Consider the following 22,167-nt stretch of genomic DNA (forward strand, 5'->3'; position numbering starts at 1 on the left):
AGCTCGGCGACGGTACTACCGCCAGCGCGAACCGTCCGGTCGCGGTCGCCGGCCTGTCCGGACCGGTGCTCGAGCTCGCCGCCGGCACCGACCATACCTGCGTGCGCGGCAGCGCCAATGCGATCCGCTGCTGGGGCAGCACCGAATACGGCAAGGGCGGCTACGGCGACACCAGCTGGGGCAACCTCGGCTACAGCACGCGGCCGCAGCCGATCGGCGGTCTGCCGATGCCGGCCGCCGCGCTGTCGCTGCGCGCGCGCAACGGCTGCGCGACGACGGTCGAGGGCGGCGCCGCCTGCTGGGGCTCCAATGTCTACGGCCAGGTCGGCGACGGCATGACCAGCGGCAGCGGCAACGGCGTCGACCAGGCCGGTCCGCGCGCGGTCGCGGGGCTCGAAGTAGGCGTGCGCGCGGTCGCGGCCGGCGAGCATCACGCCTGCGCGGTGCGCAGCGACGGCAGCGTCTGGTGCTGGGGCCGCAACCAGTACGGCCAGGTCGCCGACGGCACCACGATCACGCGGCGCACGCCGGTCCGCGTCGCCGGGCTCGACGACGCGGTCGCGATCGCCGCCGGCCTGTCCTTCAGTTGCGCGCTCGACGCCGGCGGCGGCGTGCGGTGCTGGGGCCGCAACCAGGTCGGCCAGCTCGGTGACGGCAGCCTCGTCGACCGCAACGCGCCGACGCCGGTCGCCGGCCTGTCGAGCGGGGTCGTCGCGCTCAGTCTCGGCCAGCAGCACGCCTGCGCGCGGCTCGCCGATGGCACGCTGCGCTGCTGGGGGCGCAACAACCGCGGCCAGGTCGGTGACGGCAGCACGACCGACCGGCTGATCCCGACCGCGGTCGCCGATGCCGGTGTCGCCTACGCGGCCGTCCATGCCGGCGGCGAGCACAGCTGTGGACTGACGACCGGCGGACAGGTCCGCTGCTGGGGCTACAACAGCAGCGGCCAGATCGGCGACGGCACGGTGACGACGCGGCCGCTGCCGACCGGCGTCGACGGGCTGGCCGCCGGCGTCACCGCGCTCGCGGTCGGCGACTACCACGGCTGCGCGCTGCGCGGCGACGGCCAGGCCGTGTGCTGGGGCTACAACAATCGCTACCAGCTCGGCGACGGCAGCACGACGACGCGGCGGCTGCCGGTGGCGGTGCTCGGCCTCGACGCGCCGGTCGCCGCGCTGCGGCTCGGCGAAGAGACCAGCTGTGCCACGCACGTCGACGGCCGCACGCGCTGCTGGGGCAACGGCGCCTACGGCCAGCTCGGCAATGGCGCGATCGACCGCTACTGGAGCGAGCCGGTCGAGATCGCGCGCTGGACGCACAGCGACCGCATCTTCGCGTACGGCTTCGAGCCCTGAGCCGGCGCATCGGCCGGCGGCACGCTGCGCCGCCGGCCGTGCCGCGATCGCCCGCGGCGCCGGCTGCGTCAGTCGCGCATCGGCAGGCCCGGGATCGGCCGCGGCGTCAGCGCCGGCACCGGATCGCTGCGCAGCTTGTCCTGCAGATAGCCGATCGCGCGGTCGAGCTGACGGTCCTCGCCGTTGAACGTCGCATGCGGCGGATTCTCGACGTGGATGTCCGGCTCCACGCCGATCGCCTCGACCAGCCACTGGCCGTCGACGCCGTACTGCGGAAACTCGGCGACGCGCGCGCGGCCGCGGTCGATCAGCGCATTGCGGTCCGACAGCCAGACCCCGGCGCCGGCGGTGCGCGTGCCGATCAGCGGCCCGAGCTTGAGCGCCTTGACCGCCGCCGAGAACGTCTCGCCGTCCGAATAGGTCAGCTCGTCGGTCAGCACCGCCAGGTGTCCGCGGAAGGTCTGCTGCATGTTGGTGTACGGCGGCGCATCGGGCCGCGCCCAGAACGCCCAGGCGCGGCGCAGCAGCTTCTCGACGATCCAGCTGTCGATGTTGCCGCCGCGGTTGCGGCGCACGTCGATGATCAGGCCGTCGCGATCGTACTGCGCGTAGAACTCGCGCACGAAGGTCGCGATGTCGCCCGGCCCCATCGCCCGCAGGTGCAGGTAGCCGATGCGGCCGCCGCCGACCTGCTCGACGCGCTCGCGGCGCGCCTGCTCCCAGTCGTTGTAGCGCAGGCCCGACTCGCGCATGCCGTTGGCCGGCACGACGACGAAGCGCCGGCTCGCGGCCGCGCCGCGGCGCACCTCGATCAGCACCTGCTGGCCGGCCTGGCCGCGCAGCAGGTCCGACAGATCGCGCAGGTCGGCAGTCGGCCGGCCGTTGATCGCGACCAGCAGATCGCCTTCGCGCACGTCGATGCCCGGCTGCTGCAGCGGTCCGCGCTCGGACGGCAGCTCGGCCTCGGTGCGGTAGATCCGCACGATGCGCCAGCCGCCGTCGGCACGTTCGAAGCGCGCGCCGAGTCCGGCCGTCTCCGGCACCGGCGCGCCCTCGCGCAGCTCGCCGCCGCCGACCTGCGAATGCAGCGCGCCGAGCTCGCCCATCATCTGGCCGAGCAGATCGTCGAGCTCGCTGCGGTCGGTCAGGCGTTCGACCAGCGGCGCGTAGCGCGTGCGCACGGCGGCCCAGTCGACGCCGCGCAGCTTCGCGTCGAAGAAGTGATCGCGATGCAGGCGCCAGGCGTCGTCGAACATCTGCCGCCACTCGGCGCGCGGATCGACGCGCAGGTTCCAGTCGCCGACGCGCACGGTCGCCTTGCCCAGATCATCCGGCGCCTTCGCGCCGGCCTCGACGATCGCCATCAGGCCGGGTTCGTCGCGGCTCGGGCCGGACTTGCGGAAGTAGAGCTTCTTGCCGTCGGCCGACAGCGCGTACTCGGCGACGTCGCCGGTGAAGGTCTCGAGCTTGATGTCCTCGTTGCCGATCGCGGTCGTCTTCAGCACGGTCTTGCCGCCTTCGCGGTCGAGTACGTAGAGCCGCTTGTCGTTCGCGCGCAAGGCGCGGTAGTCGCCGGCTGGCAGCGGCAGCTCGTAGAGCCGCTCGGCGAGTCCTTCGCGCTGGATCGCCGGCAGCTTCGGAGACTTCTTGTCGTCCTTGTCCTTGCCGCTCTTGTCGTCCTTCTCGTCCTTGGCCTCGTCGCGCTGGCCGGCGGCCAGCTCGTCCTTGGCCTGGAACGGAAAGCGGTTGCCCGCCTGCAGCGCCAGCGCGTAGAGGCGCGTGCGCCGGTCGAACACCGGACCGGTATTGCGGTCGCCCCACGGTGAACCGTTGGCCAGGTTGAACTGGCGGTCGGACAGGAACCACAGCCAGCGGCCGTCCGGACTGAACGCCGGCGAGGCCGAGGCGTATTTGGCGCTGGTCAGCCACTGCAGCGTGCCGCCGTCGAGCGAGTACAGCGCCAGCCGGCTGCGATCGCGGTCGCGATCGTCGGACAGGCGCACCAGCGCAAGATGGCGGCTGTCCGGCGACCAGACGACGTCGTCGTAGCCTTCGTTGCCGTCCTTGCCGCCGTCGTCGATCAGGCGATTGCGGCCGCTGGCCAGGTCGAGCAGCCAGAGCCGGCCGCGCTTGTCGTCGTGCGCGAGCTGCTTGCCGTCCGGCGACAGGTACAGGCCCCAGCGCTGCGTATCGCCGTCGTCGGTCAGCGCCTTCGCACCGGGACTGCCGTCGGCCGGAAAGCGCCACACCTCCTCCTCGCCGCTCGCGTCGCTGATCGCATAGATCCATTGCCCGTCGCGGCTGAACACCGCGCTCGACACGCGCGTGCCGGTCGCCGCGGCGACGTCGACGCGACGCAGCGGACCGGTGCCGGCCAGCGCGATCTGGCCGCGCGCGGTCAGCGCCAGCCGCTCGCCGTCGGCCGACAGGCTGGCCGATTCCAGATAGCGCAGCGGCTTGTCGAGCCAGCGCTCGCGACGCTGGTCGAAATCGCCGGCAAGGCCGATGCCGAGCACGCGGTCCTCGCCGCTGCGCAGGTCCATCACGCGCAGATCGGCGCCGGCCTGATAGACCGCGCGGTCGCCGTCGAGGCTGGCCGTGCGCACGTCGAAATCGCGCCGCTGCGTCAGCGGGCGCGGATCGCTGCCGTCGGCGGCCAGCGACCACAGATTGTCGCGACCATCGCGATCGCTGATCACGACCACGCGGCCGTTCCACCACTGCGGGCGGCGCAGGTTTTCCGCGCGCGGACCGATCCGCTCTGCCTCGGCGTGGCCGGTCAGGTCGTAACGCCACAGCTGGCCGAGCGCGCCGCCGCGATAGCCGCGCGCGTTGTCGCCGGTCACCGACAGGCCGAAGCGGATGAAGTAGACCCAGCGGCCGCTCGGATCGATCGCGGCATCGTTGGCGTCGGCCAGCGGCAGCACCGTGCGCGCGCCGCTGTCCGGATCGACGCGCACGATCACGCGCTGCGAGGACAGGCCGCTGGCATCCATCGCGGTCATCAGCACCTGGCCGTCGGCGGTCCAGCCCAGGCTCAGCGTGCGGCCGTTGTCGAAGCTCAGGCGCCGTGGTTCGCCGCCGGCCAGCGGCATCACGTAGACCTCGGTCGGACCCTCGTAATTGGCCGAGAACGCGACGCGCCGGCCGTCCGGCGAGATCGCCGCACGCGTCTCCTCGGCCGGATGGCTGGTCAGCCGCCGCGCACTGCCGCCGGCCGCGGCCACGGTCCACAGATCGCCCTCCGCGGTAAACACGACCGTGTCGCCGCGGATCGCCGGAAACCGGTAGTAGCCGTCGGCAGCCTGCGCCGTCGCGGCGGTCAGGGCCAGCAGGCCGAGGGCAAGGCGGGAGAGCGTCATCGTGGGCTCCGGCAGGGACGAAAGAGGCGATGGTACCGAGGCGCGCGAGGTCCCACCCCTGCCATCTGGCAGGTGGCAGGCGCTGCTATGCTGCCGTGCACGATGACCGATCACGACACCCTGCGCCGGATCCTGACCGCGCGCGTCTACGACGTCGCCCGCGAGACCGAGCTGGACTACGCGCCGGCGCTGTCGGCGCGTCTCGGCAACCGCGTCTGGCTCAAGCGCGAGGACAACCAGCCGGTGTTCTCGTTCAAGCTGCGCGGCGCCTACAACAAGATGGTGCGGCTGAGCGAAGCGGAGCGTGCGCGCGGCGTCTTCGCCGCCTCCGCCGGCAATCACGCCCAGGGCGTCGCGCTGGCCGCGCGCCGGCTCGGCGTCCGCGCCGTCATCGTGATGCCGGTGACGACGCCGGGCGTCAAGATCGACGCGGTGCGCAGCCACGGCGGCGACGCGGTCGAGGTCGTGCTGGCCGGCGAGTCCTACAGCGATGCGTATCGCCATGCCGTCGCGCTCGGCGCCGAGCGCGGCCTGACCCTGGTCCATCCGTTCGACGATGCCGACGTCATCGCCGGCCAGGGCACGGTCGCGATGGAAATCCTGCGCCAGCACCCCGGTCCGCTCGACGCGATCTTCGTGCCGGTCGGCGGCGGCGGCCTGATCGCCGGCGTCGCCGCCTACGTCAAGGCGCTGCGGCCCGAGATCCGCGTGATCGGCGTGCAGACCGCCGACTCCGACGCGATGGCGCGCTCGCTCGAGTGCGGCGAGCGCGTGATGCTAGAGGACGTCGGCCTGTTCTCCGACGGCACCGCGGTCAAGCAGGTCGGCGCGGAAACCTTCGCGCTGTGCCGCCGGCACGTCGATGCGATCGAGCGCGTCGACACCGATGCGCTGTGCGCCGCGATCAAGGACGTCTTCACCGATACGCGCAGCCTGCTCGAACCGGCCGGCGCGCTCGCGGTTGCCGGACTCAAGCAGGTCGCCGAGCGCGAGCGCCTGCAAGGCGCCGGCCTGGTCGCGATCGCCAGCGGCGCCAATCTCAATTTCGACCGCATGCGCTTCGTCGCCGAACGCGCCGAGGTCGGCGAATCGCGCGAGGCCCTGCTCGCGGTGACGATCCCCGAGGAGCGCGGCAGCTTCCGCCGCTTCTGCGCCTTGCTCGGCGGCCGCGCGATCACCGAGTTCAACTACCGCATCGACGATCCGCATCAGGCGCGCATCTTCGTCGGCCTGCAGATCGGCGCGCGCGACGAAGGCGCCGCAGTCGCCGCGCATTTCCGCGCGCACGGCTTCGCGACGCTCGACCTCACGCACGACGAGCTGTCCAAGCTGCACCTGCGCCACATGATCGGCGGCCGCTCGCCGCTGGCCGTCGACGAACGCCTGTGCCGCTTCGACTTCCCCGAGCGCCCCGGCGCGCTCGCGCGCTTCCTCGACGCGCTCGACCCGGCCTGGAACATCAGCCTGTTCCACTACCGCAACCACGGCGCCGACTTCGGCCGCATTCTGGTCGGCATCCAGGTGCCCGAGCGCGACCGCGCGGCCTGGCCCGCGTTCCTCGCGCAGCTCGGCTATGCGTACACCGACGAGAGCGAGAATCCGGCGTACCGGTTGCTGTTGCGCGGTTGAGCGTAACGGAGCTTTGGCGGCGGATGGACGTTCTTGAGATCGCGTCCGTGACCAAAACACAATAAGAGCAGTCGTGGAACGGAGCCGAATGTGCGGAGCAATGGACTTGAAGAAGGGATCGATGAAGCGACGCAGAAGGGACTGAGATGATCGCTACGCTTTCCGCGTTGCTGCTGTTCCTGGCGTCGGCCACGGTCGTGCTCAATTGGATCCACGCAGGCCAGACGGTCGCGCGGCGCCTACGTGGCGATCGGCGTACGGTCTCCTTGGTTTATGCCGTGCCGCAGATCCTCGTCTGGATGGCAGCGGTGCTTCACTACCGTGCGGACCCGCCGACGTTCCCGGCTTGGCTGTTCGCCACGGTCGCATTGGCTGACGTATCGCTCTACTGCATTGTCTTCGCGCTGCTGTCGGCGCCGATCCGTCGCTTGCGAGCCAGAGCACGATCGACGTCTCGGCACGACTGAGCGTTGCGCCGATGAGTCAGCCGCCCAGCGACTTCCACGCCGCCAGCGCCGCCGTGCGCGTCTCGGCCAGATCGACCAGCGGCGCCGGATAGCCGCTGCGCCTGAGCAGGTCCGGGTCGTGCCAGGGCTGGTGCACCAGCGGCGCGGCGATGCCGGCGAGTTCCGGGATCCAGCGCCGCACGTAGTGGCCGTGTGGATCGAACTTGAGGCCCTGCGTGACCGGGTTGAAGATGCGGAAATACGGTGCGGCGTCGACGCCGCAGCCGGCCGTCCATTGCCAGCCCTGCGAGTTGTTGGCCAGATCCGCATCGACCAGGGTGTCCCAGAACCAGCGTGCGCCGTCGAGCCAGTGCTGGCGCAGGTTCTTGGTCAGGAAGCTCGCGACCAGCATGCGCACGCGGTTGTGCATCCAGCCGGTCGTCCACAGCTCGCGCATGCCGGCGTCGACGATCGGAATGCCGGTGAGGCCCTGCTGCCAGCGCCGCTGCGCATGATGGTCGCGCGGCACCCAGGCGAAACGTTCGAAGCGCGGATCGAGCGGCCGGTCGGCCATCGTCGGATTGTGGTGCAGCAGATACTGCGAGAAATCGCGCCAGCCGAGCTCGCGCAGATACGCTTCGGCGCCCTGGCGCGCGCCGGCATCGAGGTCGGCGGCCTTGCGCAGCACGGCGTGCGCGACCTGGTTCGGCGAGATCTCGCCGAAGTGCAGATGCGGCGACAGGCGCGAAGTGCCCACCTGGTCGGGGCGGTCGCGTGCCTCGGCGTATTCGCGCAGCGGTATGCCGAGGAAATCCTCGAGCGCCTGCTGAGCGCCGGCTTCGCCGGGCTGCCAGGCCGCGTCGAAGCCGGCATCCCAGCGGATCGACGGCAGCAGGCCGAATGCCTCGAGCGGCAGCGAAGCGTCGATCGATGCCGACGGCAGGCGCGCCGGTGCCGTCCACGGCGCGCGCGGCCGCAGCAGCGCGCGCGCGGCGCGCCAGTACGGCGTGAACACGCGGTACGGCGTACCGGCGCCGGTTGCGACGGCCTGCGGTTCGGTCAGCAGCGCGCCGGTCGCCAGGTGCATCGCGACGCCGTCGCGCGCGAGGGCATCGCTCACGCGGCGGTCGCGCGCGGCGGCGATCGGCTCGTAGATCCGCTGCGCATGGACCGCGACGGCACCGCTGGCGTGAATCACGGCGCGTAACGCGTCGAGACTCGGGCCGCGCAGCCGGTGCAGCGTGGCGCCGCGCTCGGCGAGGCGCCGATCCAGCGCGGCGAGCGCGTGGTGCAGCCACCATCGGCTCGCGGCACCGGGCGCCCACGGCGCGTCCTCGTCCGGTGCGTCGATGTAGAGCGGCACGATGCGATCGTGCGCATCCAAAGCGGCCTGCAGGGCGCCGTTGTCGTCGAGACGCAGGTCGCGGCGGAACCAGACGATCGCCGTGCTCATCGTTCGGCGTGCTCGTCAGCGTGCGTGGATGATCAGGCGCGACAGCGCGAACGTGACCGGGATCGTCGCGACGATCGCAAAGGCGAGCGCGAGCCAGGCCGGCACGCCGAGCAGATCGACCGCGACGTGCAGCACCAGCAGGCTCAACAGGTACTGCACCAGATAGACCAGCGGATAGCGCAGCGCGGCGCGGCGGCTTGGCTTCTGCCGGAACACGAACCAGGTGTTCATGAAATAGCCGACCGAGATGCCGGCCAGATACGCCAGGCTGTAGGCGACCGGATAGTGCAGCCAGCGCAGCAGCAGCAGGTACAGCGCATAGGCGACCGCGGTATTGGTACCGCCGACGATCAGGAAGCGCACGAACTCGCCGGCGACGCGGCGGCGCAGATCAGCGCTCATCGGCGCCGTCGTTCCGGCCGATGCGATGCGCGACGATGTAGACCGGCCGCCGGTACGCCGCGCTCATCAGCCGCCCGATGTACTCGCCGATCACGCCGAGGATCAGCAGCTGGATGCCGCAGGCGAGCAGCACCACCGACATCAGCGAGGTGTAGCCCGGATCGGTGATGTGACCGGTCAGCCGGCCGATCACGACATAGGCCAGATAGACGAAGCTGATCGCCGCCAGCACGCCGCCGCCATAGGTCGCCACGCGCAGCGGCAGATGCGAGAACGTCACGAAGATGTTCAGCGCATGCGAGATCAGCTTGCGCAGCGTGTACGTGCTGCGCCCGTGCTGGCGCTCGCCATGGCTGACCTCCACGGTCGCGACGCTCGAGGTCAGCCACGACAGCATGCCGTCGATGTACGGCCGGTTGTGGCCGAGCGCGACCAGATGCCGCGCCAGCGGCGCATGAATCGCGCGGAACGAGGTGTAGGACTCGTTGAGGTCCGGAAACGCGCGCTTGAGCGCATGGCGCATCAGCTCGGAGGTGAGGTTGCGATAGCCGGCATGGGTGCGTTGCGCGAACGTGCCGTAGACCAGCGGCGTGTCGGCGCTGCCGGCGGCGAGCAGGGCCGGAATCGCCTCGGGCGCATGCTCGAGGTCGTCGTCGATCGTCACGATCCAGGCGCCGCGCGCCTCGGCGATGCCGCAGACGGTCGCCGCGTGCTGGCCGAAATTGCGCGAGAGGCGCAGCCCGACGACCTCCGGATGCGCAGCCGAGAGCGCCTGGATCGTCGGCCAGGCCTCGGCCTGGCCGCGATCGTCGACGAGGATCAGCTCATGGCGCAGGCCCGCAGCACGCATCGCGGCCGCGACGCGTTCGCGCAGCTCGGGCAGCGCGGCGCTGCCGCCGTAGACCGGCACGACGATCGAGACATCCAGGGCGGGAGAGGCGGCATCCATGGGCGTACGGCGAGGAACGGGCCGGGAAGTCTAGCCTGCCCGGGGACGGACGAGGATGGCGCCGTGCCATGCGAACGATCGCCGCGTTGCGCAGTCCGGCTGCGCATGCGATCGGCTCGATACGCCGATCGGCAGCTCGGGCTCGGCGCGCACGGGGTCGCTCACGTCACCGCGCGCCGCCGCCCGTACCGTCCTCCCGGAACCAGGCCCAGGTATCGGCGAGTCCGGCAGCCAGATCGATCGTCGCTTGCCAGCCGAAATCGGCCTGTACGGCGCGTCCGTCCGGCGCCACGCGCGCGACGTCGACGCCGCGCGGCGGCAGGCGCTCGACCGCGATCGGGCGCCCGCAGGTCTGCGAGCAGGCCTCGATCAGCTCGAGCACGGATGCGACATGGCCGCTGGCGACGTTGTAGCGGCTGAAGCCGGCCGGGCAGCCGGCCGCGACGATCGTGGCGACCAGACGCGCCAGATCGTCGACGTGACAGTAGTCGCGCACGCTCGAGCCGTCGCCCCAGATCGGGAACGGCGTGCCGTCGATCGCGCGGCCGAACAGCGTCGGCACGATCGCGAAGCCGGTGCCGACGGTCTGTCCGGGTCCGTAGACATTGGTCGGCCGCAGCGCGACCGCGCGCCAGCTCGTGGTGGCGGTGCACACATGCACGAATGCTTCGGCGGCGGCCTTGCCGGCGCCGTAGTACGAGCGCGGCCGCAGCGCGGTGTCCTCGTCGGCGCCGTCGGCGCCGTCGCCGTAGATCGCGCCGGCCGAGGACAGGTAGATCAGCTCGCGGTCCGGAAACGCCGGCGCGAGTTCGAGCAGTCGGCTGAGCGGCAGCAGATTGCCGAGCACCTCGAGGCCGGGCTCGCGCGCCGAGGTGCCGGGCGTCGTGACGCTGGCCGTGTGCACGACCGTGCGGCACCGGCCGAGCAGGTCGGCCAGCAGGCCGGCGTCCTCGATCGAGCCGCGCACGCGCGTGACCGCGCCGTCGCGGCCGACGCGCTCGGAGCGTCCGAGCGCGACGATCGGACGGCCGCTGCCGGCCAGATGACGCACGATCGCACGGCCGGTGAAGCCGGCCGAGCCGAGCACGAGCACGCCATCGGCGGCGCTGCGCGAGGATGCCATCGTCAGGCGGCGCTGGCGGCTGATGCGGCCACCGGCCACGCGGCCGTCGTCGAGACCAGCAGTCCGTCGCGTGGCGTCAGCTGCGCCTGCAGGCCCGGACGCCAGCTGCCGGGCGCGCCGGCGAACCCGTCGCGGCGATAGCGCTGGCCGCCGGCGTCGTTCCAGTAGCCGAGCGGCAGCGCCGGAAACGGTGCGAGACAGGCCAGCGCGCCGCTGCGGTCGCGTTGTGGATGGCCGTCGGCGTCGATCACCTCGACGCGCAGGCCCAGGCTGCGGCCCTGCAGCTCGCCGCGGTGGATGGGCAGCAGCGGATTGCCGGTCGCCAGGCACGACAGCAGATCCGGTCCGCCGGCGACCGCGCAGAGCAGCACGCGCTGCTTGATCGCCGTGTAGACGTAGTCGTAGGCCTCCGGCGGCGGCACCGGCCCGGTCACGACGATCGTGCGCAGGTGCTGCAGCTTGTGCGTCTGCATCGGCGCGAGCCCAGCCGCGGCCGACGCGGCCAGCGCGTCGCTGCGCGTGACCAGCACGCTGGCGCCGATCTCGTCGAGTACGTTCCACAGCGCCTCGCTACCGGCCGCGGTCGCCTCGTCGACGAAGACCAGCGTCGCGCCGACCGCCAGTGCCGATACCAGCCAATGCCAGGTCGCCAGGTCGCCGGTCGCGACGACGATGCGGTCCTCGCGCTTGAGATCGAGCTGCAGCACGAGATCCTTGAGGTGCTGGATCAGTACGCCGCCGGCGCCGTGCACGAGACCTTCGGTGGTCGCGCTCGCGGCGACCGCGGCCGGCAGCACGTAGAGCGGATGCGCGAACGGCAGCGGCTCGAAAGCCGGGTGCTGCGCATCGCCGGCCGCGAACGCGTCCCAGGTCACCAGGCCGGGTGCCGTTGCGGCGCTCGCCGTCGTGACGATCGTGCCGATCGAGGGCGCGGCCTCGCGCAGGGCGGCCGCAGACGCGACCGCGCGTTCCCCGCCGAGAAACAGCAGCTTCGGCGCGAGCGCGGCGAGATACGTCGTGTCCGGCAGGCCGGCGCCGTCGTGCGGGCAGGGCGCCCAGATCGCGCCGACGGCGGTCGTCGCGAGCAGCGCGATCACACGCTCGAGACCGCCCTGGAGTGTGCTCGCGATACGGTCGCCGCTGGCGACGCCGGACGCGCCGAGCGCCGCGGCGAGTCGCGCGACCTCGCCGTGCAGCGCCGCGTAGCTCAGCGATCGCTGAGCGCCGTGCGCGTCGCGGTCGATCAGCGCGATGCGATCGTCGCGATGACGCAGCAGGTTCTGCGCGACGTTGAGCCGGACCTCCGGAAACCAGCGCGCATCGGCCATGTGCTCGGCTTCGGTCAGCACCGGCTCGAAATCACCGCTGGCGCGGATGCCGCAGAACTCCCAGACCAGCGGCCAGAAGCGCGTCGGGTGACGGATCGAGAAGTCGTACAGCGGCGCGTAGCGACGGATGTCCTCGTTGCCGGTCTGCTCGCGCACGAAGCGCATGAAGCGGTTGAGGTTCGCGCGCTCGATGCGCTCGTCGCTCGGTTCCCAGAGGGGTTTGTTCATCACAGGCCCTATATCCCTGCCGGAGCGCGGCGCACAGACGATCGCCGGTCGGCGCGGCTAACTTAGCAGGAACCATCGCCGCCGGACCATCGGCCCGTGCCGGCCGCGCCGTACGTTGCGTCTCACTGCGTCAGGTGCGGCGCGAGCCAGGCCTCGAACGTCGACTCGTTCATGTTGCCGATGCGCTGCGCCAGGATGCGGCCATCGCGGCCGATCAGCACGTTGAACGGCAGCACGCTGCGCGTATTGCCCATGCGCAGCGACAGATCGGGGCCGGCGCCCGGCGCGTCGATCAGGATCGGATAGTCGACCGGATGCGTGCGCAGGAACGCCAGCGCGGGCTCGGCCTCTTCGGCCGCCACGCCGATGATCTCCACGCCGTGGCCGGCATGGCGACGCCGCGCGGCGTCGAGCATCGGCATCTCCTCGCGGCACGGACCGCACCAGCTGGCCCAGAAGTTCAGCACGACGAGCTGGCCGTCCCATTCGGACAGACGGCGCGGGCGGCCGTCACGGTCGGGCAGGGCGACGTCAAGGCGGCGGTCGCCGACGTCGAGCGGTCGCAGATCGGCCGGCAGCGCCGCGGCCGGCCGCGACGGCCGCAGCCAGACGCTGAGCGCGAGACCGGCGCCGGCGCTCGCCAGCGCCAGCGCGACGATCAGCAGATGGGTGCGCTCGAGCCGCATCGGTCAGCGCCGCGCCGGCGGCAGCGCCTCTTCGACGATGCCGGCGGTCAGCAGCGTCGGCAGCACGCGCCCGGAACCTTCGCGGCCTTCGAACACGACGTACAGCGGCACGCCGACCGCCCGATGCTGTTGCAGGAACGCGGTGATCGCCGGATCGACATTGGTCCAGTCGCCCTTCATGTAGACCGCGTCGGCGGCCGCGAGCAGGGCCTTGAAGTGATCGGTGCCGAGCACGTTCTTCTCGTTGGCCTTGCAGGTCACGCACCAGTCCGCGGTCATGTTGACGAACACGGTACGGCCTTCGGCGCGCAGTGCCGCGAGCTTCTCGGCCGAGTACGGCACGGCCGCATCGGCACCGGTGCCGATGGTCGCGCTCGGCACCGGCAGGCGCGCGATGCCGATCAGCGGCAGCAGCGCGGCCAGCACGACCAGCAGCGCCAGCACGCGGCCGAGCGTGCGTCCGCCCCAGCGGCTGCGCTCGTACCACCATAGGCCGAGCGCCAGCACCACGCCGCCGGCCAGCACCAGGCCGACCGCGTCGACGCCGCGCTGCTTGCCGAGCACCCAGGCCAGCCAGACCGCGGTCAGATACATCGGGAACGCCAGCACCTGCTTGAACGTCTCCATCCACGCGCCGGGTCGCGGCAGCCGCGAGGCCAGCGCCGGCACGAAGCCGATCAGCAGGAACGGCAGCGCCAGGCCGAGGCCGAGCGCGAGGAAGATCAGCAGCGCGACCAGCGACGAGGACGCGAACGCGAAGCCGAGCGCCGGCCCCATGAACGGCGCCGTACACGGGCTGGCGACGATGCAGGCGAGCACGCCGGTGAAAAAGTCCCCAGCCGGACCCGAGCGGTTTGCGAGCGTCTGCCCGGTACCGGCCAGACCGGCGCCGATCGTGAACACGCCGGAGAGACTCAGGCCGACCGCGAGCAGCACGTAGACCAGCAGCGCGACGAACGCCGGCTGCTGCAGCTGGAAACCCCAGCCCAGCGCCTGGCCGGCCGCGCGCAGCGCGATCACCGCCAGGCCCACCACGGCGAAGGAGACCAGCACGCCGAGCGTGTACCACAGCGCATGGCTGCGCGCCTTGGCGAGGCTTTCGCCGCTCTGCGCGAGGCCGATCACCTTCAGCGACAGCACCGGCAGTACGCACGGCATGAGGTTGAGGATCAGGCCGCCGAGCAGGGCCAGCAGCAGCGCGCCGGCCAGCGACGCGGCACCGCTCTGCGGCGGCTGGCTGCGCAGCGCATTGTCGGCCGAGGCGTCGGCGGCCGCGCCGGTGGTGCCCTGGGCTGCGGCGGCCGGCACCGCCGCGGCCGGCACGAACGCGGCATTGGCCTGTGCGAGCTCGGCTTCGGTCAGCGCCGGCAGCGCGAGCGCGATCGAACGCGTCATCACCGGATAGCAGATGCCGTTTTCCTTGCAGCCCTGGAACGCGGCGCGCAGCGTCGCGGTGGCGGCCTGCGCGTCGGCGCGGCGCAGCGGGATCGGCAGCTCGACCTGGCGGTAGTAGACGACCACATTGCCGAAATGCTCGTCGACGTGATCGAGGCCGGGCGGCCAGCGCGGCGCACCGAGTTCGGCGCCGCCGCCTTCGAGTGCGAACTCGGTCTTGTCGCGATACAGGTAGTAGCCGTCCGGCAGCGTCCAGCGCGCGAGGATCTCGCCGGGGCCGTTCGGGATCGCCTCGAACACGAACGCCTGGTCCTCGGGCAGCGCGTCCTGGCCGCCGACCTGGCCGAGCAGTCCGCCGCTGGCACCGCTGAGCGCGATCAGGCCGCCGCCGGGCGGCGCGCCGGCCGGCGTGGCCGGGAGCTCGAGCCGCAGCGTGGTCGGATGCGGCGGATAGCAGATCAGCGGCTCGACCTCGTGACAGCCCTGCACGGTCACGGTGAACTCGACCGCGGTCGCGTTCGGATCGCTCAGCACGTACGGCAGGCTGGCCGCGACCGTGCCGTGGTAGATCTCGACGTCGCCGAAGAACTCGTCGTGCTTCGGGATGCCGGCCGGCAGATCGAGTGCGCCGAGGGCGAGGCCCGGCTGCCCGGTCTTGGCGCTGATCCGCGACTTGTAGAGGTAGTAGTCCGGCGCGACCGTCCATTCCAGCGCGATGCGGCCGGGCTCGCGGATCTCGGCGCGCAGCACGAACGCCTGCTCGACCGGCAGCAGACCGTCCTGCTCCTGCGCCGCGACGGTGGATACGAGGGACGTCAGGGCCAGCGCGGCGGCGAAAAGACAACGCAACAAGGGACAACTCCTCACAGGGCGATCAGGCCGGAGCGGCGGTCTCGCGCGCGATCCAGTCGAGGTAGGGCGGATGGCCCGACGCGATATCGACCGCGACGATCTCCGGCAGTTCATACGGGTGCAGCGCCAGCACGCAGTCGCGCACCGCGTCGAGGCGTTCGCGCCGCGTCTTGATCAGCAGCAGCACCTCGGTCGAGACCGTGATCGTCTCGTTCCAGCGGTAGGTCGAGCTGACGCCGCCGACCGCCTGCACGCAGGCGGCCAGACGTGCTTCGACCAGGGCGCGCGCGATGCGCGACGCGGAATCGGCGTCGGGGCAGGTGCACTGCACGATCGAGGCGGACATGGCGAGGCGGCGGACCGGCAAAGGCCGCCGATGGTCGCACAGTCCGCGTCAACTTCCGAGGATCGGGCCGCCGGGCCGCGCCGCCCGGCGGCCCGCGTCACGGCGTGCCGTCGAAGCCGTCGACGAACAGCGCCTCGTTCGAGGCCGGCTCGCAGACGGCCGGCGTGACCGACTCGAACAATGCACGGGTCGCCCATTCGGGATGGTCGATGAACGGGTTGCGATTGCCCTGGAAGGTCTGGATCACGTCGTTGCGCGCGACCTCGGCGGCATCGGGCGGATCGGCCACGTGCCAGGCCAGCAAGTCGGCCAGCAGGCCCATGTAGGCCGGCACGTCGTAGTTGGACGTGCCGACGATGCGGCTGCGATCGTCGGTCAGCTCCAGGTCCGGTTCGCGCTGGCCGCTGGTCGGGTCGGTGCCGCCCTCGTAGCGGATCGCCATGTACAGCACCGCGCGCGCCAGGTCGCCCTTGCGGAAGTTCCAGACCTCGAACGAGCTGCCGCTGACCCAGTTGGAGTTGCCCGGATAGACGCCGCTGCCGCCGCCGACGCCGAAGTTGGCCTCGGTGATGCGCTCGCCGCAGCTGGCCGAGGCCGGGCAGTACGCGTACGGCTTGTTGCCGCGGTCGGCATTCCACTGCGTGTCGGACAGATACAGCATGTGGGTGTCGGTGTACGGCGCGTTCGGCAGGCCGAGGTCCCCGGTCGTGCTCGGAAAGCCGAGCGAGTTGGGCCAGGTGTGTTCGCGGTTGTAGGTCAGGCCGCTGCCGGTGCCGGCGCGGTCGCTGCCGCGCACGTAGAGCCGGTTGCGGTAGACGTCGAGGATGCGGTTCGGGTCGGTCGGATGCGCCTGCGCGAGCTCGAGGATCGTCCAGGTGCTGGTGCCGCTGCCGCTGTACGGATAGGCGGTATGGCCGCGGATCGTCGCGTGCAGCGTGCAGCGCAGCTGGCCGGGACTGCTGGTATTGACCTGCGCGTAGTAGCCGGCGGTCGAGCCGTCGGCGACCGTGAACGCGATGCTGACCGGCGCGGCCAGCGGCAGGCCGGCGCCGTTGCGCACGGCGTCGGCGTCGATCGCGAACGCGCAGCCGCCGCCGGCCGGCAGTACGGTGGCCGGCGTCAGCGTGCGCGTGGTGCCGCTGCCGGTCTCGGTCAGTGCGATCGGCTGGCCGCCGCAGGCCAGATCGAAGGCATCCGCGTCGGTCGTCACCGACTGGCTGAACACCACGCGGATGTCGCTGGCGGCCGGCACATTGGCGGCGCCGTCGGCCGGCACGGTCGAGACCACGCTCGGCGGCAGCGGCGGCGAGGTGCCGCCGTTCGCGGTGAAGCGGACCTCGTCGATCGCCAGGCCGTCGTCGGCGCCGCTGGCGTCGGCGTCGACCCAGCGCACCCACAGCTCCGCGCCCGGCGCGAGGCTGAGCCCGTCGATCGCCGCTTCGACGGCGCTGCGGTTCGCGGCGAGATTGCCGTCGCGCGCGCCGATCGCGCCGCCGGTGACCGGCGCGACGAAGTCGAGTTCGCCGACCGGCGTCCAGCTGCCGTTGCCGAGGCCGCTGGCGTCGAGGCTGTACTCGAACGCCAGGCGGTCCGGCCGGCCGGCCGTGCCGAGGCGCCACTGCTCGCCGACGTAGGCGACCGCGATGGTATCGATGGTCTGCGCCGAGTCGTTGCGCAGCCGCGCGCCGATCATCGGCGTCAGCGAGCCCGAGCGCAGCATGCCGAGCGCGCGCTCGCTGCCGCCGGACGCGCCGTAGCTGTAGGTGTTGCCGGCGTTGGCCGCGCCGGTGTCGGCGGCGTAGCGGCCGTCGGCATTGCTGCCGGTCTCGAGCAGGTACCAGCCGTTCGGCAGCGTCGTCGCGGTGCCGCTGGCGGCCAGCGAATCGAAGCTCTCGTTCGCCGGCGTGTCCGGCGTCAGCGCGATCGACTGCGCCAGCGCGGCGCCGCTCGCGCTGGCGAGCAGCAGTGCGGCGCAGGCGCGCAGCGCGGTCAGGATGTGATGGCTCATCGCCTGCCTCCTCCCCGAGGCGTCCCGCAGCCGGGCACGAAAAAAAGAGGCGCGACTCTAGCAGGGTGTCGTGACGGCGGCGCGTAGCGCCGTCACGTCTGTGCGGCGCGAGACGACCGGCGCGTCCACGCGTGGCATCGGGTGATCGTCCGGCCGGGGATCGCCTCGGCCGCTGCCATTCGGCCGCCTGCCGGCGGCGGTGTCCGCCCCGGACCACATGGCTTGCGTGATCGGTGCCGGCGGGCCGGCCGCGGCCGCCATCCGGTGCCTTCGACGCCCGACGCCGGGGCGGCCCCGACGCTGCCGATGCTGCGCAGCCCTTGAAGCGGCCCGGCGCGCCTCCAAGTGGCAGCCACGCCTGCGGTGGCTTCCGTTGACCGGAGTGCGCCGCTAGAATTGGCACTCACTGCGATCAAGTGCTAACAACGCTTGATTATGTGTATGTAATTCAACAACTTAACCATTCAACCCACCTGCTGAAGGAAGCACCCCATGGCACTGCGCCCCCTGCACGATCGCGTGATCATCAAGCGCCTGGAAGAGGAAAAGGTCTCGGCCGGCGGCATCGTCATCCCCGACAGCGCCGCCGAGAAGCCCAGCCGCGGCGAAGTCATCGCGGCCGGCAACGGCAAGATTCTCGAGGACGGCAAGGTCCGTCCGATCGCGGTCAAGACCGGCGACAAGGTCCTGTTCGGCAAGTACTCGGGCACCGAGGTCAAGGTCGACGGCGAAGACCTGCTGGTCATGCGCGAAGAAGACATCCTGGCGGTCATCGAGTAAGCCGGCGCCGCGCGCCGCACTCGACGCATCCGCACCCCCACGCAATCCATCGAAGGAATCCGTTCCATGGCAGCCAAAGACATTCGTTTCTCCGAAGACGCCCGTGCGCGCATCCTGCGCGGCGTCAACACCCTCGCCAACGCCGTGAAGGCGACGCTGGGCCCGAAGGGCCGCAACGTCGTGCTCGAGAAGAGCTTCGGCTCGCCGACGATCACCAAGGACGGCGTGTCCGTCGCCAAGGAGATCGAGCTGGCCGACAAGTTCGAGAACATGGGCGCGCAGATGGTCAAGGAAGTCGCTTCCAAGACCTCCGACGTGGCCGGTGACGGCACCACCACCGCGACCGTTCTCGCCCAGGCGCTGATCCGCGAAGGCCTCAAGGCCGTCGCCGCCGGCATGAACCCGATGGACCTCAAGCGCGGCATCGACAAGGCCGTCATCGCCGCCGTCGAGGAACTCAAGAAGCTCAGCAAGCCGTCGGCGGACTCCAAGTCGATCGCCCAGGTCGGCACGATCTCGGCCAACGGCGACGAGCTGATCGGCAAGCTGATCGCCGAGGCGATGGACAAGGTCGGCAAGGAAGGCGTGATCACGGTCGAGGAAGGTTCGGGCCTGGACAACGAGCTCGACGTCGTCGAGGGCATGCAGTTCGACCGCGGCTACCTGTCGCCGTACTTCATCAACAACCAGCAGAGCCAGCAGGTCGAGCTCGAAGACCCGTTCGTGCTGCTGTACGACAAGAAGATCTCCAACGTCCGTGAGCTCCTGCCGGTGCTCGAGGGCGTCGCCAAGGCCGGCAAGCCGCTGCTGATCGTCGCCGAGGAAGTCGAAGGCGAGGCGCTGGCGACCCTGGTCGTCAACACGATCCGCGGCATCGTCAAGGTCGCGGCCGTCAAGGCGCCGGGCTTCGGCGACCGCCGCAAGGCGATGCTCGAGGACATGGCGATCCTGACCGGTGGCCAGGTGATCTCCGAGGAAGTGGGCCTGCAGCTCGAGAAGGCCACCCTCAAGGATCTGGGCCGCGCCAAGAAGGTCGTGATCACCAAGGAGAACACGACGATCATCGACGGCGCCGGCGAGGCGGCCGCGATCCAGTCGCGCATCAAGCAGATCAAGGCGCAGATCGAGGAGACCTCCTCGGACTACGACCGCGAGAAGCTGCAGGAGCGCGTGGCCAAGCTGGCCGGCGGCGTGGCCGTCATCAAGGTCGGCGCGGCGACGGAAGTGGAAATGAAGGAGAAGAAGGCGCGCGTCGAGGACGCTCTGCACGCCACGCGTGCGGCCGTCGAGGAAGGCGTGGTCCCGGGCGGTGGCGTCGCGCTGATCCGCGCGCTGTCGGCGCTGGCCAAGCTCAAGGGTGACAACGAGGAGCAGACCCACGGCATCCAGATCGCCAAGCGCGCGATGGAAGCGCCGCTGCGCGAGATCGTCACCAATGCCGGCGAAGAGCCCAGCGTGATCCTCAACAAGGTCGCCGAGGGCAAGGGCAACTTCGGCTACAACGCCGCGACCGGCGAGTACGGCGACATGGTCGAGCTCGGCATCCTGGACCCGACCAAGGTCACGCGCACCGCGCTGCAGAACGCCGCGTCGATCGCCGGCCTGGTCATCACGACCGAGGCGATGGTCGCCGAAGCGCCGAAGAAGGAAGAAGCCCACAGCCACGGCCCGGCCGGCGGCGGCATGGGCGGCATGGGCGGCATGGATTTCTGATTCCCGTCCACTTTCCCGAATGACCACGAAGCCCGGCCTTGTGCCGGGCTTCGTGTTTTCCGGGGGCTCGGTGCGGAACGCGCCGTCCGCAGCGCCGTGGCGGCGAGCGCGACCGCCCCGGGTCCGGCCGGTGGATGGGCGCACGCCGCGATGCGGGCCGCGGCTGGTGCCGGTCGAGCGGCCGAAGTGCTCGCTGAAACACCGGGTCCTGCCCGACCGGACCCCGCATCGCGCCGATGGCTCCGGACCTGCCGGGCAGGGCGCCAGCATGCCCTGTACCCGGCGCCGCGGTCGGCAACCTGGCTCCGAGGCGCCGATGGCGCTACGCTGCGTCCGAAGCGGCGGGGACGAGGAGCCGCCATGCACGCACTTCGTACATGCACGCGCCTGGGCCGCTGCCTGGCGGTCGCCTGGACCCTGGTCGCGACCGGGCAGGCCCTCGCGACCGGCGAGCTGGATGCCACCTTCGGCAACGGCGGCGAACTGCTGATCGCGCGACCCGACAGCACGCTCGGCTCGCCCGAGTGGCTCGGCGGACTGGCCGCGCTCTCGGACGGACGTTTCTACTGGACCCTCAACGACGGCGACGACGCGCAGTGGCTGGTGCGCATGCATCGCAACGGCGATTGGGACACGAGTTTCGCCGGCGACGGTCGCGTCGAGATCGACGCGCCCTGCGGCGGGTCGCATCCGGTCCGCGTGGCCGTCGACGGCGACGGCGCGGTGATCTGGACCGGCGTCTGCCTGCTGCGCTTCCATCACGACGGCAGCCCCGATGAGGATTTTCCGGCCGGCCCCCCCTCCGTGCCCGGAACCGGTTTCCGCGTCTCGGCGCTGGCGCGTGATGGTGCCGGGCGCTGGCTGCTGGCCGGCGTCCAGGCCTTTCAGTGGCAGGTGTGGCGTTTCCGGCCCGACGGCAGCAACGATCCGAGCTTCGGCGGCGGCAAGGGTTTCGTCTCCCCCGCCGTGCCCGCCACCAATGGCGTGCGCGATCTGCGCGCCCTGGCCGTGCGACCGGACCATCGCGTTCTGCTGGCTGGCCTGCGCGGCAACAGCAACGGGCCGAACCTGGTATTGCTGCAACTGCTCCCCGATGGTCAGCCGGACCCGCAGTTCGGAACGCAGGGACGGGTCGACGTCGAAGCGCCGGCCGGGTTCAACGGCATCGATGCCGCCGCCGTGGTGCTCGACCGGCGGGGCCGTGCGATCGTCGCCGGCAACGGCAACAACGGCTCGCAGAGCTGTTGCGCGCTGGTGACGCGGTTCGATCCGGCCGGCATGCTCGATGCGAGTTTCGGGCTGCGTCTGATGGCGCCGCCAGGCAACACCACGCTGTCGCCGTTCGGCGAAACCTCCAGCACGCTTGCGCTGCTGCCCGGCGGCCAGATCCTGCTTGCTCGCACGTCGTTCCCATTCCCAAGCGCGAGCGAGAGCACGCGCACGCGCTTCACCCTGGTGCGGTTGAACGGCGATGGCTCGCTGGACACCGGCTTCGGCACGGCCGGCTGGCGCAACTACGTGGTCCACGATCCGACCGGCGCCGGCATGAGCGGCCCGTATTCGCAGATCCACGGCATGGCGTACGGCGAGGGGTCCGCGCTGATGTTCGGCCGCACCTTCTTCGAGGACGGGAACTCCAAGGGCATCGATTTCGTGACCCTCGTCCGCGCGCGCTTCGATCGGCTGTTCGACGGCGACTTCGAGTGACGGTCCGGGCGGGCCGCCGCAGGCTGCGCTGACGACGGCGTGACGTTTCCCCCGGGAAACGACAACCGGACGTTCGCGACGAGGTGGCCACTGGCCTGGCTCGGCGAGACGGCCGTGCGCGAGGATGCGATAGCGACCCGGCTGTGAGCGGAATGCACTGCACGGGTGGGAAAACCCGGTCCGTGCCGTCGGCCGGCGTGTGGATGACCCGGGCCGAGCTTGAGCTGGGCCGCGAGTCAAGGTCCAGCGGTGCCCGGGGGTGCGGTGAGCGATGCGTCAGCCCGACAGATCGGTGCCGAACCCGCCGTTGACGACCCGATTCGGTGCGGCGGGCGTGGTCGAGGCCAGGCTCAGCGCGAGCCACAGCTTCGATGCATCCGGTTCCCTATCGTGTCCAGGCCGCCG

Annotated in this window: 16 protein-coding genes; 6 read left to right on the plus strand and 10 right to left on the minus strand. The window is 71.3% G+C overall.

What is annotated here, in order from left to right:
* The coding region (locus tag VMR06_RS17010; protein ID WP_325378545.1) for a hypothetical protein at positions 1-1,355 on the plus strand (1,355 nt) is incomplete at its 5' end.
* A gap of 68 nt (positions 1,356-1,423) precedes the next feature.
* Here VMR06_RS17010 and VMR06_RS17015 read toward each other — a convergent pair.
* Positions 1,424-4,717 (minus strand): S41 family peptidase, encoded by a 3,294-nt coding sequence (locus VMR06_RS17015; protein ID WP_325378547.1) that lies wholly within the window; start codon positions 4,715-4,717, stop codon positions 1,424-1,426.
* Positions 4,718-4,819: 102 nt separating this feature from the next.
* Between VMR06_RS17015 and ilvA the strand changes: the two genes are divergently transcribed.
* Positions 4,820-6,346 carry a threonine ammonia-lyase, biosynthetic gene (gene ilvA / locus VMR06_RS17020; protein WP_325378549.1) on the plus strand — a complete coding sequence of 509 codons (1,527 nt, stop codon included), beginning with the start codon at positions 4,820-4,822 and terminating at the stop codon, positions 6,344-6,346.
* Between the two features lie 146 nt (positions 6,347-6,492).
* Positions 6,493-6,813: a hypothetical protein gene (locus VMR06_RS17025; protein ID WP_325378552.1), complete on the plus strand. Its 321-nt coding sequence runs from the start codon at positions 6,493-6,495 to the stop codon at positions 6,811-6,813.
* A 16-nt stretch (positions 6,814-6,829) separates the two neighbouring features.
* Here the strand turns inward: VMR06_RS17025 and VMR06_RS17030 are convergent, their stop codons facing one another.
* The 9 genes from VMR06_RS17030 to VMR06_RS17070 form a co-directional block, all read right to left on the minus strand.
* On the minus strand, positions 6,830-8,245 hold the full coding sequence (locus VMR06_RS17030; protein WP_325378554.1) for a deoxyribodipyrimidine photo-lyase: 1,416 nt from the start codon (positions 8,243-8,245) through the stop codon (positions 6,830-6,832).
* Between the two features lie 15 nt (positions 8,246-8,260).
* On the minus strand, positions 8,261-8,647 hold the full coding sequence (locus tag VMR06_RS17035) for a GtrA family protein (protein WP_325378556.1): 387 nt from the start codon (positions 8,645-8,647) through the stop codon (positions 8,261-8,263).
* Positions 8,637-9,596 (minus strand): glycosyltransferase family 2 protein, encoded by a 960-nt coding sequence (locus tag VMR06_RS17040; protein ID WP_325378559.1) that lies wholly within the window; start codon positions 9,594-9,596, stop codon positions 8,637-8,639. Before VMR06_RS17040 ends, VMR06_RS17035 begins: the two co-directional genes overlap by 11 nt.
* Before the next feature lie 166 nt (positions 9,597-9,762).
* Positions 9,763-10,719, minus strand: coding sequence for an NAD-dependent epimerase/dehydratase family protein (locus VMR06_RS17045; RefSeq protein WP_325378561.1), 957 nt, complete (start codon positions 10,717-10,719; stop codon positions 9,763-9,765).
* A gap of 2 nt (positions 10,720-10,721) precedes the next feature.
* Positions 10,722-12,275, minus strand: a complete 1,554-nt coding sequence (locus VMR06_RS17050; RefSeq protein WP_325378563.1) for an AMP-binding protein — start codon at positions 12,273-12,275, stop codon at positions 10,722-10,724.
* Between the two features lie 122 nt (positions 12,276-12,397).
* Positions 12,398-12,961 (minus strand): TlpA disulfide reductase family protein, encoded by a 564-nt coding sequence (locus VMR06_RS17055; RefSeq protein ID WP_325378565.1) that lies wholly within the window; start codon positions 12,959-12,961, stop codon positions 12,398-12,400.
* Positions 12,962-12,964: 3 nt separating this feature from the next.
* The gene (locus tag VMR06_RS17060) at positions 12,965-15,208 is read right to left on the minus strand and encodes a protein-disulfide reductase DsbD (protein ID WP_325378567.1); all 2,244 of its coding nucleotides are present in this window, start codon (positions 15,206-15,208) and stop codon (positions 12,965-12,967) included.
* 22 nt (positions 15,209-15,230) lie between these two features.
* Positions 15,231-15,554: a divalent-cation tolerance protein CutA gene (gene cutA, locus VMR06_RS17065; protein WP_325378569.1), complete on the minus strand. Its 324-nt coding sequence runs from the start codon at positions 15,552-15,554 to the stop codon at positions 15,231-15,233.
* A 97-nt stretch (positions 15,555-15,651) separates the two neighbouring features.
* On the minus strand, positions 15,652-17,562 hold the full coding sequence (locus tag VMR06_RS17070; RefSeq protein WP_325378571.1) for an endonuclease: 1,911 nt from the start codon (positions 17,560-17,562) through the stop codon (positions 15,652-15,654).
* A gap of 492 nt (positions 17,563-18,054) precedes the next feature.
* Here VMR06_RS17070 and groES point away from each other — a divergent pair, with 492 nt between their 5' ends.
* From groES to VMR06_RS17085, 3 genes are all read left to right on the plus strand, one after another.
* The gene (groES, locus tag VMR06_RS17075; protein ID WP_067650820.1) at positions 18,055-18,342 is read left to right on the plus strand and encodes a co-chaperone GroES; all 288 of its coding nucleotides are present in this window, start codon (positions 18,055-18,057) and stop codon (positions 18,340-18,342) included.
* 66 nt (positions 18,343-18,408) lie between these two features.
* Positions 18,409-20,055, plus strand: coding sequence for a chaperonin GroEL (gene groL, locus VMR06_RS17080; RefSeq protein WP_325378606.1), 1,647 nt, complete (start codon positions 18,409-18,411; stop codon positions 20,053-20,055).
* A gap of 186 nt (positions 20,056-20,241) precedes the next feature.
* Positions 20,242-21,762: a hypothetical protein gene (locus VMR06_RS17085; protein ID WP_325378608.1), complete on the plus strand. Its 1,521-nt coding sequence runs from the start codon at positions 20,242-20,244 to the stop codon at positions 21,760-21,762.
* Positions 21,763-22,167: the final 405 nt, after the last annotated feature.

The sequence above is a fragment of the Dokdonella sp. genome, assembly GCF_035511235.1.
Classification (GTDB): Bacteria; Pseudomonadota; Gammaproteobacteria; order Xanthomonadales; family Rhodanobacteraceae; genus Dokdonella.

Bases quoted from the DNA above. Each gene is read 5' to 3' on its own strand.
- VMR06_RS17015 (WP_325378547.1), bottom strand. From the start codon at position 4,717: ATGACGCTCTCCCGCCTTGCCCTCGGCCTGCTGGCCCTGACCGCCGCG.
- ilvA (WP_325378549.1), top strand. From the start codon at position 4,820: ATGACCGATCACGACACCCTGCGCCGGATCCTGACCGCGCGCGTCTAC.
- VMR06_RS17025 (WP_325378552.1), top strand. From the start codon at position 6,493: ATGATCGCTACGCTTTCCGCGTTGCTGCTGTTCCTGGCGTCGGCCACG.
- VMR06_RS17030 (WP_325378554.1), bottom strand. From the start codon at position 8,245: ATGAGCACGGCGATCGTCTGGTTCCGCCGCGACCTGCGTCTCGACGAC.
- VMR06_RS17035 (WP_325378556.1), bottom strand. From the start codon at position 8,647: ATGAGCGCTGATCTGCGCCGCCGCGTCGCCGGCGAGTTCGTGCGCTTC.
- VMR06_RS17040 (WP_325378559.1), bottom strand. From the start codon at position 9,596: ATGGATGCCGCCTCTCCCGCCCTGGATGTCTCGATCGTCGTGCCGGTC.
- VMR06_RS17045 (WP_325378561.1), bottom strand. From the start codon at position 10,719: ATGGCATCCTCGCGCAGCGCCGCCGATGGCGTGCTCGTGCTCGGCTCG.
- VMR06_RS17050 (WP_325378563.1), bottom strand. From the start codon at position 12,275: ATGAACAAACCCCTCTGGGAACCGAGCGACGAGCGCATCGAGCGCGCG.
- VMR06_RS17055 (WP_325378565.1), bottom strand. From the start codon at position 12,961: ATGCGGCTCGAGCGCACCCATCTGCTGATCGTCGCGCTGGCGCTGGCG.
- cutA (WP_325378569.1), bottom strand. From the start codon at position 15,554: ATGTCCGCCTCGATCGTGCAGTGCACCTGCCCCGACGCCGATTCCGCG.
- VMR06_RS17070 (WP_325378571.1), bottom strand. From the start codon at position 17,562: ATGAGCCATCACATCCTGACCGCGCTGCGCGCCTGCGCCGCACTGCTG.
- groES (WP_067650820.1), top strand. From the start codon at position 18,055: ATGGCACTGCGCCCCCTGCACGATCGCGTGATCATCAAGCGCCTGGAA.
- groL (WP_325378606.1), top strand. From the start codon at position 18,409: ATGGCAGCCAAAGACATTCGTTTCTCCGAAGACGCCCGTGCGCGCATC.